The organism is Polaribacter sp. Asnod1-A03, from assembly GCF_045063585.1.
Lineage (GTDB): Bacteria > Bacteroidota > Bacteroidia > Flavobacteriales > Flavobacteriaceae > Polaribacter.
On the sequence record NZ_JBEFOE010000009.1, the window covers coordinates 2,758,495 to 2,774,801 of the forward strand.

Below are 16,307 nucleotides of genomic sequence, written 5' to 3' on the forward strand. Positions count from 1 at the left end.
TAAATTATAAAGGCTCCATAGTTCAACTGAATAGAATATCAGATTTCGGCTCTGAGGGTTGCAGGTTTGAATCCTGCTGGAGTCACAATAATCAAAAAAATCACCTATACTTAGGTGATTTTTTTATATATCATACTCTGTTGTGGATGATATTTCCTTCAGAACAAAATAACTTTCTAAAATTCCTATATTTTCAATTTTAGATAACTTAAGCCGGATAAATTCATGATAACTTTCTAAACTTTCTAAATTTATTTTTAGAAAAAAATCAACTTTTCCTGCCATGTGATAACATTCTTGAACTTCTCTAAGATTTTTTATTTGTTGTTCAAACTTGTCAATAAAACCTTCATTATGATATCGTAATGAAACCATGCAAATTGCCGTAATAGATTTGTTTAAATATGCTTTATTAAGGATAGCAACATATTTTTTAATATAACCTTTATTTTCTAATTGTTTGATTCGTTCATAAACTGGTGAAGCTGTTAAATTAAGTGCTTTAGCAACTTCTTTAGTAGTTTGTTTAGAGTTTTTTTGCAGAATTCTTAAAATTTTAAGATCAATATCGTCTAGTTTGTCCATATGTGCAGTAAAAATTACTTTTTTTAAGAGTAAAACAAATTGTTAAAAGGTAATATTTTTAATATTCACCTCTTTTAAAGGTAAAATTACTTAAATTGTTTTAAATAAAAGTGTTTTTGGTTGATTTAATATCCTTATTTTTAAATTTGTTCTTATATATCTTTATTATGGAGAAAATTTTAATAACAGGAGCAAGTGGCCAATTAGGTATTGTATTAACAAAAGCTTTGCAAAAAAAATATGGAGTAGAAAATGTGATTGCTTCAGACATAAGTAAGAGCTCTAATCACGAAGGTGTTTTTGAAATCTTAAATGTAACAAATTATGAAGCAGTTGACAATTGTATATCTAGACACAAAATAACTCAAGTATATCATTTAGTTGCAATTTTATCAGCAAAAGGAGAAGCGAATCCTTTAAATACTTGGGGGATAAATATGAATACATTGTTTAATGTGTTTGAAGCTTCTAGGTTAAATGGAGTGAAAAAAGTTTTCTATCCTAGTTCTATTGCAGTTTTTGGAGAAGATATAGAGTATATTAATACTCCTCAATCACCAAATTTAACACCATTAACAGTGTACGGTATGAGTAAAGCGGCTGGTGAAAATTGGGCAAATTATTACTATAAAAAATATGGTTTAGATATTCGTTCAGTTAGGTATCCAGGAGTTATTGGTTATCAATCTTTGCCAGGAGGAGGAACTACAGATTATGCAGTAAGTATTTTTCATAGCGCTGTTAAAAATGAAGATTTTAATTGCTTTTTAGAATCTTCTACAACATTACCAATGATATTTATGGATGATGCGATTAGAGCAACTTTAGAGTTAATGGATGCGCCAAAAGAAAATATAAAAGTTAGAACTTCATACAATTTAGCAGGTATGAGTTTTAATCCAAAGCAGATATACGATTCTATAAAGAAAATCAATCCTAATTTTAAAATTAGTTATACACCAGATTTTAGACAAGAAATAGCAAATTCTTGGCCAAAAAGTATTGATGACTCTCAGGCAAGAAAAGATTGGGGTTGGCAGCCAAAATATAATTTAGACACAATGTCTAAAGAAATGATGGAAAATTTAAAAGAGTATTATAATTTAGTTAGCGTTTAATAAAAATAGTATGTACGGAAATATTAAAGAAGTTTTAAAGAAAGAAATACAAACGATTAAGAATGATGGTTTGTTTAAAGAAGAACGTATTATAACAACATCACAAAATGTAGAAATTGAAATTTCAACAGGTGAAAAGGTAATTAATTTTTGTGCTAATAATTATTTAGGATTATCAGATAATAAAGAAGTTATTCAAGCAGCAAAAGATACAATGGATACACATGGTTTCGGAATGTCTTCTGTGCGTTTTATTTGTGGCACACAAGATATACATAAAGATCTAGAAGCAAAAATAGCTTCATTTTTTCATTGTGAAGATACTATTTTGTATGCTGCTGCTTTTGATGCTAATGGAGGGGTGTTTGAACCTCTTTTAACAAAGGAAGATGCTATTATTTCAGATTCTTTAAACCACGCTTCAATTATAGATGGTGTGCGTTTATGTAAAGCTGCACGTTATAGATATGCAAATAATGATATGGAAGCTTTAGAAGCAAATCTGATAGAAGCAAATAAACAAAACCATCGTTTTAAAATTATTGTTACAGATGGAGTTTTTTCTATGGATGGAGTTGTAGCCCAATTAGATAAAATTTGTGATTTAGCAGATAAATATGATGCTCTTGTAATGGTTGATGAGTGTCATGCTTCTGGTTTTATAGGAAAAACAGGAAGAGGGACAATAGAATTAAAAAATGTTTTAGGTAGAGTTGATATTATTACAGGAACTTTAGGTAAAGCATTAGGTGGTGCAATGGGAGGTTTTACAACAGGTAAAAAAGAAATTATAGAAATGCTTCGTCAACGTTCTAGACCTTATTTATTTTCCAACTCATTAGCGCCAGCTATTGTAGGAGCTTCATTAAAGGTGTTTGAAATATTAGAAAAAGATACATCACTTCGTGATAAATTAGAAGCTAATACAAAATATTTTAGAGCTAATATGGAAGCTGCTGGGTTTGACTTAGTAGGAGCAGATGCAGCAATTGTGCCTGTAATGTTATATGATGCAAAACTATCTCAAGATATGGCAAATGCTTTGTTAGAAGAAGGTATTTATGTAATAGGATTTTTTTACCCAGTTGTACCTAAAGGTAAAGCAAGAATTAGAGTTCAGTTATCAGCTTCTCATTCAAAAGAACATTTAGATAAAGCTATTAATGCTTTTATTAAAGTAGGTAAAAAATTAAACGTAATTTAATTAACAATATGATATAAATCATCTTTTTAATATGTCTTTTTTTAGAAATTTGTATCAGTATTAAAGAAGATAAATTAGAGGTAGTGTAAAATCTACACAAAGTGTAATAACTGATAATTATTAGAAGTTATACTCTAATTTAAATTTTTAAATACAGAATAGTAATTTTAAGCATTTAAAATTTTGCAAATTACTTTTAAAGAAAGAATTTCACGCAATGCAAGTAGTTGAAATTTTTAGTAGTATTATAGCTGTTACTGCTAAAATTAGTAAAATACTTGGTCGAGAAATTATAGTGGTTTTATATTGGTTAGTTAGTAAGAAAAGAGGCTTCTAAGAAGCCTCTTTTTTGTTTTTATTTATTAAAATTTTCAATTCCGTTCTTTAGCCAATTGTAATAAGTATCTACATTAGGGGTATACGCAACAGGTTTGTTTAAGCTAGTTTCATTATGGTTCATTAAAACGTAAAAAGGTTGTGTGTTTGTTTTGTATTTAATGGTTTGTAATTCGCTCCATTTTTGACCAATGTATTTTAATTGTTTTCCGGGTTTTAATTTAGAGGATACTATTTCATTATTTTTTAATTTTCTTTTATCATCTACATATAAAGAAATTAAAATAACATCATTTTTTAACATTTTAAGTATCTTAGGTTTTATCCATACATTTTGTTCCATTTTTCTACAGTTTACACAAGCATGTCCTGTAAAATCAATCATAACAGGTTTGTTTACCTTTTTTGCGTATGCCAATCCTTTATCATAATCATTAAATGCCAAAATATCATGTGGTGCCATTAAATGAGCTCCATCAGGAATTTCTTTTTCTGCATTTGTTGTTGTATTGCTAACCTTTGTAAAACCAATACCGTAAGGAGACTCACTGTAGTTTTGTGGTGGAGGAAATGCACTAATTAAGTTTAATGGAGCTCCCCATAAACCCGGAATCATATAAATGGTAAATGATAATACAATTAAACCAAGGCTTAATCTACCTACAGAAATATGTTTTATTGGAGAATCATGGGGTAATTGTATTTTTCCGAAAAGATAAAAAGCCAATGCACCAAAAATGGCAATCCAGATAGCAATAAAAACTTCTCTTTCTAACCAATGTAATTGTAAAACCAAATCAGCGTTTGATAAGAATTTAAAAGCTAATGCCAATTCTAAAAAACCTAAAACTACTTTTACAGTATTTAACCAACCTCCTGATTTTGGTAAAGAATTTAACCAACCAGGAAAAGCTGCAAATAAAGCAAAAGGCAATGCAATAGCAGTAGAAAACCCTAACATTCCAACAATTGGTCCTATTTGGCTTCCGCCAGAAGCTGCTTCTACCAATAAAGTGCCCACAATAGGTCCTGTACAAGAAAAGGAAACAATAGCCAAAGCCAAAGCCATAAAGAAAATACCAATTAAACCGCCTTTATCTGCTTGAGAATCTACTTTATTTGCCCAAGAATTTGGCAACATAATTTCGAAAGCACCTAAAAAAGAAGTTGCAAAAATTAATAACAAAACAAAGAATATTATATTAAACCAAACATTTGTAGATAGAGCATTTAAAGCATCAGCACCAAAAATTAAGCTGACTAAAACCCCTAATAAAACGTAAATTACAATAATTGATAATCCATAAATAATAGCATTTTTTACACCAGAAGCTTTTGTTTTACTTTGTTTAGTAAAGAAACTTACAGTCATTGGTATCATAGGGAAAACACAAGGTGTTAATAATGCAGCAAAACCAGAAATAAAGGCAATTAAAAAAATAGAAATAAGCCCTTGGTTATTAGGTGTTTTTTCTTCTTTAATTATGGTCTCTTTTTTTATTTTTTTTGTTGTTGTTTTTTCAATTACATCAACGGGTAACTCAAATTCTAGCTCAAATTCTGTAGGAGGTGTGCATTGAGAGTCATTACATGCCATGAACTCTACAATACCAATTACTTTATTACCAGTGCCTATCACTTTAATTTTTTGTTTAAAAACAGTAGAGTTTTCAAAATATTTAATTTTTAATCCAAAAACTTTGTCATCAACTGTGTGCCCTTCTTCTTCAGTTGTAGTTTCTGTAAGAGAATAGAATTTTTCTTCCTTATAAGTAAAAGTTGTTGGTATAGGCCCGTTTTCTGGTACGTCTTGAGAATATAAATGCCAACCACTTTCTATTTCTGCTTCAGCAATTAAAATAAATTCTGTTTCAGAAATTTTTTCTACGGAGGTAAACCAAGTTACAGGATTCTCTATTTGACTATAACTTATAGTGGAGAAAAGTAGCGTTAAGAATAGAAATAATCTTTTCATAAAAAAGTGGTTGGTGTTAATTATTATTTAACATTTTAATGATGAATAAATAGTGTATTTTTTAATAAGACTTTTAATTTTAAAAAATGGGTGGAATAAATAAAAGGGAAGTTTAATATTTATAAATAGTTTATTTTTTAATTAAAATAAATTATTAAAAGTATAAATTAATGACGGTAATTAGTTAGTTTCGCACATTGTTTTTATTAAAACAGGCATTATTTTACGTTAAAATGAGTATAAGTAAAGAAACGTTATTAAATCTTAAAAATGGAGATCAAGCAGCTTTTAAAGTTGTTTTTGATACATTCTATGAAAGATTACACGCTTTTTCGTATAAATATGTTTTAGACTCTTATGCTGCAGAAGAAATTGTAGAAAATATAATGTTACATATTTGGGAAAAAAGAGACAAATTAGATACCATAAATAATATAAAACCTTATTTATATACATCGGTAAAAAATGCCTCATTAGATTACTTAAAAAAAGTAAAAAAAGTAATCCCTCTAAATACTTCTCATAATAATATTAGTATGTTTGATACTTATGTTATAGAAGAGGAAACACATTCTTTATTAATAAATGCAATAGACTTACTTCCAGAAAAATGTAAAGACGTTTTTAAGCGTTGTTGTATAGAAGGTCATAAATATAAAGATGTAGCAGAAGACCTTAAAATTAGTGTAAATACAGTAAAATCTCAAAGAGCTAGAGCTATCCAAATTCTTAGAGAAGAGTTAAAAGATTATCCTAGTTGTATCTTTTTTATTAATTTTTTGTAAAAAAAAGTTAAATTTTTTCCACCCTTCTTAAATTTATTTTCGTCTTAGGTTAAATAGCTTGCGATAAATGCAATAAAAATACGCAAATGACTAAGAATAATACAAAATATGATATTTCTAAAATAATTTATAAGTCGATTATTAAGTCGACAAATAAAGATGAAGAGTTGTTTTTGAATAGTTGGTTAGAAAATTCTAATAATAAGCAATTATACAATTCTATTTTGCAGATTAAAGTAATAGAAAACAAAAAACAACTTTATTTAAAATCTAATAAAAAGGTTGTGTTCTCTAGAATCGAAGAAAAAATTTCTAAGAGCAAAAAAGTATCTACAAGAAATGTTTTCTTCAAAAGAATGCTAAAGTACGCTGCCGTTATAGTGTCATTTTTAGCGATCAATCACTTTTATTTTAAAGATAATTCTGATAGGTATACACAAAAGGCAATAAAAGAAATAAAACCAGGTACAAATAAAGCTATTTTAATTTTAGATGATGGAACAAAATTAAATTTAGAGAATAGTAAAGATCAGTTAATTAAAATAGGAGGGAATGCTCAAATTGCAAATGTTAACAATCAATTAATATACAATTCAAACTCAGTGAAAAAAATAAGTAAAAAAGAAAAGAAAATAGCATCTTTTAATACACTTATTGTGCCAGTAGGAGGTATGTATCAATTGGTTTTACCGGATAGCACAAAAGTTTGGATGAATTCTAAAAGTTCTTTAAGATATCCAGTTTTTTTTAATGAAGATCAACGTATTGTAGAATTAGTTGGTGAAGCTTATTTTGATGTAACAAAAAGCAGTAAAGAGTTTATTGTAAAAACTAAAACAGCAGATATTACAGTATTAGGAACCAGGTTTAATGTTTCTTCTTATTTAGAAGATGAGTGTTTTTCTTCTACCCTAGTGGAGGGAAGTATTAAATTAAATACAAAATTTTCAGAACCTAAATCGGTACTTTTAAAACCAGGGCAAAGAATAACTAGTAAAAAAACAAAAGTAACAGTTAAAAATGTAGACACTTCTATTTATACATCCTGGATTGATGGCAAATTTTATTTTGAAAGAGAAACTTTAGATAATATTCTAACAAAAATAAGTAGATGGTACAATGTTAAGGTTTCTTTTGAAACAGAAGATTTAAAATCTAAAATATTTACAGGTGTAGCCTCTAAGAATATGTCTATAGAACATTTATTAAACCTAATAAGAAAAACAACAAACGTAGATTATAAAATATTAAATAAAAAAGATGATAATGTATTTGAATTAGTTATTGTTAATAAGCAGTAAAAAACCGGAAAATGCTGAGAACATTTTCCGGTAAAGCTGTTTTTGGCAATCAAAACCTGAATAAGTAATTAATTAACCTAACACGCAAATTTATGAAAAAAAACGCAACCTTAATACGTTGTAATCCTTTTAACAATGTATTAAACTATCTTCTCAAAATTATGAAAAAATCACTCATTTTTCTTGTACTCTTTTTAAGTATGTCTGGGTATTCTTTTTCTCAGAAAATTACTATTAAAGTTAAAAAAGTGTCTATTGCTACAGTTCTGAAAGAAATAAAGAAAAGAACCAATATAGATTTTTTTTACAGTGATAATGAAATAAATGTAGATAAATTAATCTCTGTTAATTATAAAGATGTAGAAGTTTTAAAAGTAGTAGAAGATATAATTGGTGATAAGTTTACTGCAGAGAAAACAAGTGAAAATGTAATTATAATTAAACCTTTTAAGTTAAATCAAGACCAAATTACAGTAACTGGTATTGTTAAAAATCAATTAGGAGAACCAATTACAGGAGTAACTGTAATTGTAAAGGATACAAAAAAAGGTACCTCTGCAAATATAGATGGTAAATTTTCGATACCAGCACCTAGTAATGGAACTTTAATTTTTAGATCTCTTGGTTTTGTAACCAAAGAAATTAAAATCAAAGGAAGAACAAAAATAGATGTTGTTTTAGAAGAAAATATTTCTGATTTAGATGAAGTTGTTATTACGGGGTATCAAACTAAAAATAAACGAGAAACCAGTAGTGCTGTAACCGTAATCAAAGCTAAAGATTTAGACGTTGTTGGCGTTAATAGTGTAGAAAACATGATTCAAGGTCAAATTGCGGGTGTAAGTGTTGTAAATAGTAGTGCAGAGCCAGGAACCGCAGCAAGAATAAGAATTAGAGGAACCGCTACTCTTAGTGGAAATGCAGAACCTATTTGGGTGGTTGATGGTGTTGTACTAGAAAGTGGTGTTCCAGCAACTCCTGCACAATTGAATGATCCTGATTTCTTAAAATCATTTAACAGTTCAATAGGTGGTGTAAATCCAAATGACATAGAATCGCTTACTATATTAAAAGACGCATCGGCTACAGCTATTTATGGAACAAGAGCTGCCAACGGTGTTATTGTGGTAACCACAAAAAAAGGGAAAAGTGGAAAGCCAAGAATATCTATAAACCATACATCAGGAATTAAACTAAGACCTACTTATGAAGATTTTGATTTAATGAACTCACAAGAACGCGCTGAGTTTTCATTTCAATTACTTGAGGATCAAATTCCTCTTCATGGGGTAGTAGGCGTTGCCTATTATGATGGTTTATATACTCGTGGAGGACTTAGTGATGAAGATTATATTGCTGGTATAAGAAAAACCTCTGAATTAAATGAAGATTGGTTTGATTTGTTATATAGAAATTCTGTTACAAATACTACAGATTTTAGTGTTTCTGGTGGCTCTGACAAGAGTAATTATTATGCCTCATTAAGCCATACAAGTGAAGATGGGTTAGATAAAACGACTGATTACCAAAGTTATAGTGTGATGGCTAAAGTAAATACAGAGCTTTCTAGTAAAGTTGATTTAGGAATTATTCTAAACGCTTCTAAAAGAGATAGAGAACAAAATTATCAAACCAATGCTTTCGATTATGCCTACACTACATCAAGATCATTACCTGCATATAATGATGACGGAAGCTTGTTTTTTTATGAAATTGGACAATACCAATACAGTTTTTTAAATGAACAAAATACAACCAATCAAACGTCTAAACAAAATGAAATTAGAGCAACTGTTAGTTTAGACTATAAAATAGCAGATTGGTTAAAGTATAATGCACTTACAAGTTATACTCACTCTGGTAGTGTAACGCAACAATACGCCACAGAGGCAAGTAATTATGTAACTAAAATTCGTGGTTATAATTTAGGTGCAGGATCTGCAGAGGCTATTGAAGATTCGAGCTTACCTTTTGGAGGTGTATATAATCAGACTAATTATACACAAAACTCTTATCTTATTAGAAACTCTTTAAACTCAAAGTTTGACCTATTAGATGATTTATCTATAGATTTATTAGCAGGAACAGAGTTTAGAAATGTGGTTTATGATGGGTTTTCTTCTCAAAATTACGGGTATTTACATGACAGAGGTCAGATTTTTTATAACCCACAAGAATCGGAAGAGCAAGGTGAAATTAAAAGAAATACTGTGTCTCGTTCTCTTAGTGATAGATCTTTTATTTCCTATTTTGGAACATTCTCTTCTATGTATAAGAATAAATATGTAATAAACGCCAATATTCGTTTTGATGGTTCTAACCTTTTCGGCTCTAATCCAGATTATAGATATCTTCCTTTATGGTCAGTTTCTGGAAAGTGGCATATCGATCAAGAGCCATTCTTACAATCTGCAAATTTTATTGATGCACTTTCTATTAGAGCATCTTACGGATTAAGAGGTAATATTGTACAGGAAAGTTCTCCTCAAATCATCTCTGAAGCTTTGGCACCAAATAACTATACATTTTTAAACGAACAACAAATTATTCAAGCAGCTAACCCTGAATTAAAATGGGAAACCACAGAAACTGTAAACCTTGGTGTTGATTTTTCTTTTTTTAATAGAAGGTTATCTGGGTCTATTGATGTATTTAAAGACTTAGGTAATGATTTGATAGCCTCTAAAAATGTATCTAGTGTAACAGGTTTTCAAACTAAAGCAGTAAACTTTGCTAACATTACAACTCAAGGGATAGATCTTGGGTTAAATGCGACCATTGTTAAAACGGACAATTTTAGTTATAATGTAGGAATTAATGCTTCAATTACGGGTAGTGAAGTCATAAAGTCTTTTATAGAGCCTAGTGTAGAAAGCCTTATATCATCAACTTATACCGTAGGAGAAGTTGTTGAAGGAAAACCTGTAAATTCAATGTATTCGTATCGTTTTTCAAGAATTACAGAAGATGGAGCAGCTTTGTTTTTTGATGGAGAAGGTAATGAATATGGTGTTGCGGATGAACAGTTTTTTTCCAATATATATAATAATCCAGATGCACTTAAATATGAAGGTTCTAGAGTGCCAACTTCAACCATAGGTATTACCAATAGATTTAATTACAAAAATTTTCAACTATCTTTTTTACTTGTTGCTGGTTTAGATTATAAAATTAGACTTCAAAACCTTGCTTTTGATTCAGAATATATTCAAGATGAGTATAATTTACGAAGAGGTGTTTCTAATAGATGGAGGCAAGCAGGTGATGAGAATACTTCAGTTATTCCGTGGTTGGGCAATGGCTATTATATGCTTTACGAAAGTAATTTATATAATAGTAGTGATGCTCAGGTTATTAATGGTAATTATTTAAGATTGAGAAATATGTTGTTTCAATATAGTTTCCCAAAAAGCTTTATAGAAAAAGTAGGTATTTCTAACCTTGTCCTTAAGTTTCAAGCAGACAACCTATTCGTGTTAGCAGATAAACGTTTAAATGGGATGGATCCAGAAACGGCTAATTTTAATACGTCTTTTTGGGGAGGTTCACTACCATTACCAAAAACATTCACATTTGGTGTTAGTTTAAATCTTTAATAATGAAAATTAAGAATAAAATGAAAAATAGATATAAAATATTTCAAATAACTTTGATGGTGCTACTTGTTTTTGGTGCGCTATCATGCGAAAGCTATCTTGAAGAAGTTCCTCAAAATAAATTGAACCCAACAACAGTTACTGATTATAGAGAACTTTTAAATTATGGATATGTAACAAAAGAAAGAATCATGCCATATCTTGAAGCACTTGGTGATGATGTAGATTTAAAGTTGGAAGATAGAGCACGTGATATAGTTAACGGTGATGCTTACATGAGTGCATACCTATTTGAAACCACACACGAGACAACATTGGGGCAAGATATTGCATTTGCAAGGTTGTATGAAAGTATTTACTATGCCAATTTGGTTATCACTAGAATAGATGATGCAGAATCTGTTACCCTTGGTGATGATATGCAAGATTATAAAGATAATTTAAAAGGAGAAGCCTATGCTTTAAGAGCTTTTTCATATTTCTATTTAGTTAATTTATATGGGCAGCATTACGACCCGGCTACGGCAAGTTCAGATTTTGGAGTGCCTATTAATTTCTCTACAGGGGCAGAAGATAAAGCGTACCCTCGAGCTACAGTAGAAGAAGTATACAGTTTAATGGCATCAGATTTAGACAATGCAGTTAGCTTAATGGAAACTAACAATATTGAGAAATTTTCTAAAATTCAGTTCAATGCAGAGAGTGCAGGAGCTCTAAAATCTAGAGTAGCATTATATATGCAAGATTGGGATGCAACAATTGAAGCTGCTAGTAATGTGTTAGATGTCAACAATACAGTTAATGATATAACTGGTTTAACAGATATGTTTAATGAAGATAATTACAGTGAATGGGCTTCATTAAGAGTTGGTCCAGATTATTTAGATGCCGATAACAGCAATATCTTCTTTGTCAATGGTGTTACAGAAAATATACCATTGGTAAACTTTTATCCTACCTACACAACGTTCTCTGTAAATAGAGAGTTAGAAGATTTGTATGAAGAAGGTGATATAAGAAGATACTATTTTTTAGCTATACTAGATAGGGTTGTAAGCGGTATACCTTTTCAAAAATTGGTTACATTAAAAAACAGATCAACCACGAGCTTTTTTGGACGTTATCAACCGACTACTTTTGATGGATATAGTCGAGTACTTAGAGTAGAAGAGGTTTTATTGAATAGAGCAGAAGCTTATGCTAAAAACGGAGATTTACAATTAGCTATAAACGATCTTAATGCCATTAGAGTTAAAAAAATTGAACCTTCTTTTTATACAGATTTAACTGTTGGAAGTTTTACGCAAGAAACTCTTATTGATTATATATACGATGAGCGAAGAAGAGAACTTTGTTTTGAAGGACATCGTTTCTTTGATTTAAAACGTACTACACGCCCAGGTATGACTAGAGTAGGTTATAATGGTGATATTACTATTGAAGGTACTTTATTGCAAGATGATCCTAGGTATGTATTACAGATTCCAGAAAATGAACTTGAGGCAAACCCTGATATAATGAGAGCGCCTAGGTAGTCAATTAAAACTTAAAACAAAACTTATGAAATTTATAATAAAATTTATATCACTATCATTATTAATTGCTTTGTTTACAGCATGTGAAAGCGAAGAAATTATTAGTTCTGATTTCGACGGTAAAGTTCCGTATCCGCTTATTGAGGAAGGAACCACTGAAGCTAGCCAACTTGCTTATGGCTTTCTAGAAGAGCATGAATTACACATGTATTATGATCTTGAAGGCGAAGAGGCGCTTCAAACAGAGTATGGAGCAATATCTTTAGCATCAAGGTTTGGAGATGGCATAATAGCAGCAGATGAAGAAAGGGCTGTAGTTTTCTTAAAGTTAATTGATGAAATGTTCGACTTATTTAGTGATTATAGAGAACTTCAGTTTGCTAGAAGATGGATCCTTGTTGGTAATGGGTTTCCGTCTAGTACGGCTGAGCAACTCAATGCCTATGGTTATAGTAGAGATATTCTTTATTACAATATACAGGGTACACAAATACTTTCTAATGTAAATAATACTTTTGAATTCAACCTATCATTAACTAAGGAAATGCTGCTTTTCGCTTATTTTTATGCATATTTTGATAATTATTATGATATTCCTGAAGAGTTTAGTAGTATTTCTGGGGATATTTATAGGCAGTACACTTTTTACAGTGTTCCATTTTACACATCAGCAACAGAATATGATGAAGAAGGAGCTACAGATGCTGGATTTGTTCATCCTTGGGGGCCTATATCTATTTCACTTAAACCTCATGAAGATTGGGAGTCATATGTTGTATGGATCATTTCTAGACCAAAGGCAGAAAGAGACCTTTGGTTAGATACAAAACCTCTTATTAAGGCTAAATATGATATTGTAATTGAATCTATGGAAAATGATTTAGGAATGGACTTAGAAGCGTTTTCAACGCAATGGCAGTCAGTTGGTATTTAAATTAATGTGAGTAATTAACATATAAAGCCTCCTAATAATGGAGGCTTTTTTTAAAATAAAGTAATGAAAAAAACAATATTTAAAGGCTTACTGCTTTTGAACCTTATAGCTTGTTCAAAAAAAACTCCAGTAGACTATGCAATATTTACAGGTAAAATAGATAATGTAAATAGTAAAGAAATAACTTTAACAAAAAGTGATCGATCTTTTAGTAAAGAAATCGCTATAGCAGCAAACGGAACTTTTACAGATACTTTAAAGACTAAAACTGGACTATTTACACTAAATGTTGATAAAAATAGAACAAGTGTTTATTTAGAGAATGGAAGTTTAGTTAACATTACTGCAGATGCTAAAGACTTCAAAAGGTCACTTAATTTTTCAGGTAAGGGTGCCGAAATTAATAATTATATTCAATATAAAAATAAAAAAACAGCAGCACTCAAAGGAAGTAATAAAGCTTTTTATACACTAGAAGAAGATGAATTTAAAAATAAAACTAAAGATATAAATACAATATTAAATGGAGTGATAGATACTGTAAAAGGTATTGAGCCTGCATTTAAAATCCTTGAAAAACGCAATCTTAATTATAAGTACTTATTAGAATTATTAAGATATGCAAATGGTTATCACGGTCGTTGGGCAAAGAAGCCAGACTATATACCTTCTGATCGTTTTTTAGAGGAATTTAATAGTTTAAATATAAATAACGAAGAAGATTTTATACTTTCTGATGTATATAAACGATTAATAATAGAATATTATGTGGTTAAAATTAGAGAGCTATCTGAAAAAGATTCGATTGACTATTATTTAGCTAAAGTGAAAGTTCATGCAACTATTCCAAATGAAACCATTAAAAATGAACTTATATTTTCTGGTGCCGAATACGGAATGGTTAAGACAGAAAGTTTTGAAGACTATTATCCAGTTTTTATTAATGCATCAACCAATGAAGAAAATAATGCTAAAATCACCACTGTTTATAATCAACTAAAAAGCATTAATGAAGGCCAGCCGTCTCCTAAGTTTACCGATTATGAAAATAATGCTGGCGGTACTTTATCATTAGATGATCTTAAAGGAAAATATACTTATATAGATGTTTGGGCAACTTGGTGTGGACCTTGTATTAAAGAAATACCAGATTTAAAACGTATTGAAAAAGAATATCACGGTAAGAACATTAATTTTTTAAGTATCTCTATAGATGCATCAAAGGATTATGATAAGTGGAAAAAAATGATTGTAGATAAAGAGTTGGGAGGCATCCAATTGATGGCTGACAAAGCTGCTCAATCTAAATTCTTGAAAGACTATTTTATTACATCAATACCCCGTTTTATATTAATAGATCCAGATGGAAAAATAGTGGATAAACATGCACCACGTCCTTCAAGTTCAGAGTTGATAGAGTTATTTAACGAACTAAATATTTAAATTAATTTACTAATAGTATTAATAATTTTGGGCATTGAAAATTACCAATATTATTAAAAAACTGAATATAATAATTGATAAAATGAAAAAAATAATCATAAGTTTCGGACTACTCTTAATACTTGTGGGATGCTCCAAAACAGCTCCAGTAGAATATGCTTTAATTTCAGGAAAAATAAATAATCTTAAAGCTAAAGAAGTCACTTTGGTAAAATCAGATAAATCTTTTGAAAAAGAGATTGCTATGGAGTCAAATGGTGTTTTTACAGATACTATTAATGCAGGTCCTGGACTTTACGAACTTATTGCTGGTAAAAACAGAATGAGTATCTATTTGAATAAAGGTAATGCTATTAACCTTACTGCAGACGCTAAATATTTCAATAGTTCTATTGAGGTTTCAGGTAAAGGAGCCGAAACTACAAATTATATACTTTTTAAAAATAAAAAGGAGGCTGCTCTTAAAACAAAAGATAGAGCGGTTTATAAGTTAGAGGAACCAGATTTTAAAGCAAAATTTAAGGAAATAGAAAATGCTCTAAATGAGAGATTAGATACTACACAAGGTATAACAACTGCATTTAAAACCTTAGAAAAGCGTAATCTTAATTACGAATATTTAAATGAATTAGAGCGCTATGCTTATGGCTATCATAGACAATGGGCTAGAAAGCGAGGTTATAAGCCCTCTGAGAGTTTTTTAGCTGAGTTAGAAGGAGTGGATTTGAATAATGATGTAGATTTTTACTTTTCTAGTGCGTACCAGGAAATGGTGAAACGTTATTACACTAAGAAAATAAATATTTTACATAGAGCGGATACCCTTGAGTATGGTTTAAGAGCTATCACGATATATTCGACCATCCCAAATCAAACTATTAAAAACGATCTTATTTTCAGTAAAGCAGAGTATGATTTATATCAAACTATAGATTTTCAGGAGTTTTACCGAATTTTTATAGATGCTTCTACTAATGAAGAGAATAATGCTGTAATCACTAAAATATATAATGACTTAATGCGCGTAAATAAGGGGCAACCATCTCCTAAATTTATTAATTATGAAAAGCATTCAGGAGGAACATTATCTCTAGATGATCTTAAAGGGAAATATATTTTTATTGACGTTTGGGCAACTTGGTGTGGACCATGTATTAAGGAACTTCCAGATTTACAACGTATTGAAAAAGAATATCATGGTAAAAATATAAGTTTCTTAAGTATTTCTGTTGATGATGCTAAAGATCATGATAAGTGGAAAGAAATGGTTGTAGATAAAAAACTTGGAGGAATACAAATAATGGCAGATAAGTCTTTTAAATCGCAATTTGTATTAGATTATAATATTAAATCCATTCCACGCTTTATTCTTATAGATCCAAATGGAGTAATTATTTCTCCTAATGCACCAAAACCATCAAATCCGGAGTTGTTAAATCTATTTAAAGAGTTAAATATATAGATAACACCGAGTTTATAGTTTATTACTGCTCAT

Annotated in this window: 11 protein-coding genes and 1 tRNA gene; 10 read left to right on the forward strand and 2 right to left on the reverse strand. The window is 29.8% G+C overall.

Features of this window, described 5'->3' with window-relative positions:
• Positions 1-11: 11 nt before the first annotated feature.
• A tRNA-Arg gene (locus ACJJVY_RS12445) sits at positions 12-85 on the forward strand.
• Between the two features lie 38 nt (positions 86-123).
• On the opposite strand, the gene ACJJVY_RS12450 is transcribed toward ACJJVY_RS12445, so the two are convergent.
• The gene (locus tag ACJJVY_RS12450; protein ID WP_405609099.1) at positions 124-585 is read right to left on the reverse strand and encodes an Lrp/AsnC family transcriptional regulator; all 462 of its coding nucleotides are present in this window, start codon (positions 583-585) and stop codon (positions 124-126) included.
• A 167-nt stretch (positions 586-752) separates the two neighbouring features.
• On the opposite strand from ACJJVY_RS12450, the gene ACJJVY_RS12455 reads away from it, so the two are divergent.
• Both ACJJVY_RS12455 and kbl read left to right on the forward strand, forming a co-directional pair.
• Positions 753-1,703, forward strand: a complete 951-nt coding sequence (locus tag ACJJVY_RS12455; RefSeq protein WP_405609102.1) for an NAD-dependent epimerase/dehydratase family protein — start codon at positions 753-755, stop codon at positions 1,701-1,703.
• A 10-nt stretch (positions 1,704-1,713) separates the two neighbouring features.
• A complete protein-coding gene (gene kbl / locus ACJJVY_RS12460) occupies positions 1,714-2,907 on the forward strand; it encodes a glycine C-acetyltransferase (protein ID WP_405609105.1) in 1,194 nt (397 codons plus the stop codon).
• Positions 2,908-3,262: 355 nt separating this feature from the next.
• Here kbl and ACJJVY_RS12465 read toward each other — a convergent pair whose 3' ends face one another.
• Positions 3,263-5,218 (reverse strand): protein-disulfide reductase DsbD family protein, encoded by a 1,956-nt coding sequence (locus ACJJVY_RS12465; protein WP_405609108.1) that lies wholly within the window; start codon positions 5,216-5,218, stop codon positions 3,263-3,265.
• Positions 5,219-5,451: 233 nt separating this feature from the next.
• Between ACJJVY_RS12465 and ACJJVY_RS12470 the strand changes: the two genes are divergently transcribed.
• The 7 genes from ACJJVY_RS12470 to ACJJVY_RS12500 all read left to right on the forward strand — a co-directional run bounded on the left by ACJJVY_RS12470 (position 5,452) and on the right by ACJJVY_RS12500 (position 16,274).
• The gene (locus tag ACJJVY_RS12470; RefSeq protein ID WP_405609111.1) at positions 5,452-6,003 is read left to right on the forward strand and encodes an RNA polymerase sigma factor; all 552 of its coding nucleotides are present in this window, start codon (positions 5,452-5,454) and stop codon (positions 6,001-6,003) included.
• 86 nt (positions 6,004-6,089) lie between these two features.
• Positions 6,090-7,304, forward strand: coding sequence for a FecR family protein (locus ACJJVY_RS12475; protein ID WP_405609114.1), 1,215 nt, complete (start codon positions 6,090-6,092; stop codon positions 7,302-7,304).
• A gap of 161 nt (positions 7,305-7,465) precedes the next feature.
• Complete coding sequence (locus tag ACJJVY_RS12480; protein WP_405609117.1) at positions 7,466-10,900, forward strand: SusC/RagA family TonB-linked outer membrane protein; 3,435 nt, start codon at positions 7,466-7,468, stop codon at positions 10,898-10,900.
• 2 nt (positions 10,901-10,902) lie between these two features.
• Positions 10,903-12,435 carry a RagB/SusD family nutrient uptake outer membrane protein gene (locus ACJJVY_RS12485; RefSeq protein ID WP_405609120.1) on the forward strand — a complete coding sequence of 511 codons (1,533 nt, stop codon included), beginning with the start codon at positions 10,903-10,905 and terminating at the stop codon, positions 12,433-12,435.
• 70 nt (positions 12,436-12,505) lie between these two features.
• Positions 12,506-13,369: a hypothetical protein gene (locus ACJJVY_RS12490; RefSeq protein ID WP_405609123.1), complete on the forward strand. Its 864-nt coding sequence runs from the start codon at positions 12,506-12,508 to the stop codon at positions 13,367-13,369.
• A 63-nt stretch (positions 13,370-13,432) separates the two neighbouring features.
• Positions 13,433-14,812 (forward strand): TlpA family protein disulfide reductase, encoded by a 1,380-nt coding sequence (locus ACJJVY_RS12495; RefSeq protein ID WP_405609126.1) that lies wholly within the window; start codon positions 13,433-13,435, stop codon positions 14,810-14,812.
• 82 nt (positions 14,813-14,894) lie between these two features.
• Positions 14,895-16,274: a TlpA family protein disulfide reductase gene (locus tag ACJJVY_RS12500; RefSeq protein WP_405609129.1), complete on the forward strand. Its 1,380-nt coding sequence runs from the start codon at positions 14,895-14,897 to the stop codon at positions 16,272-16,274.
• The last annotated feature ends 33 nt before the right edge of the window (positions 16,275-16,307 follow it).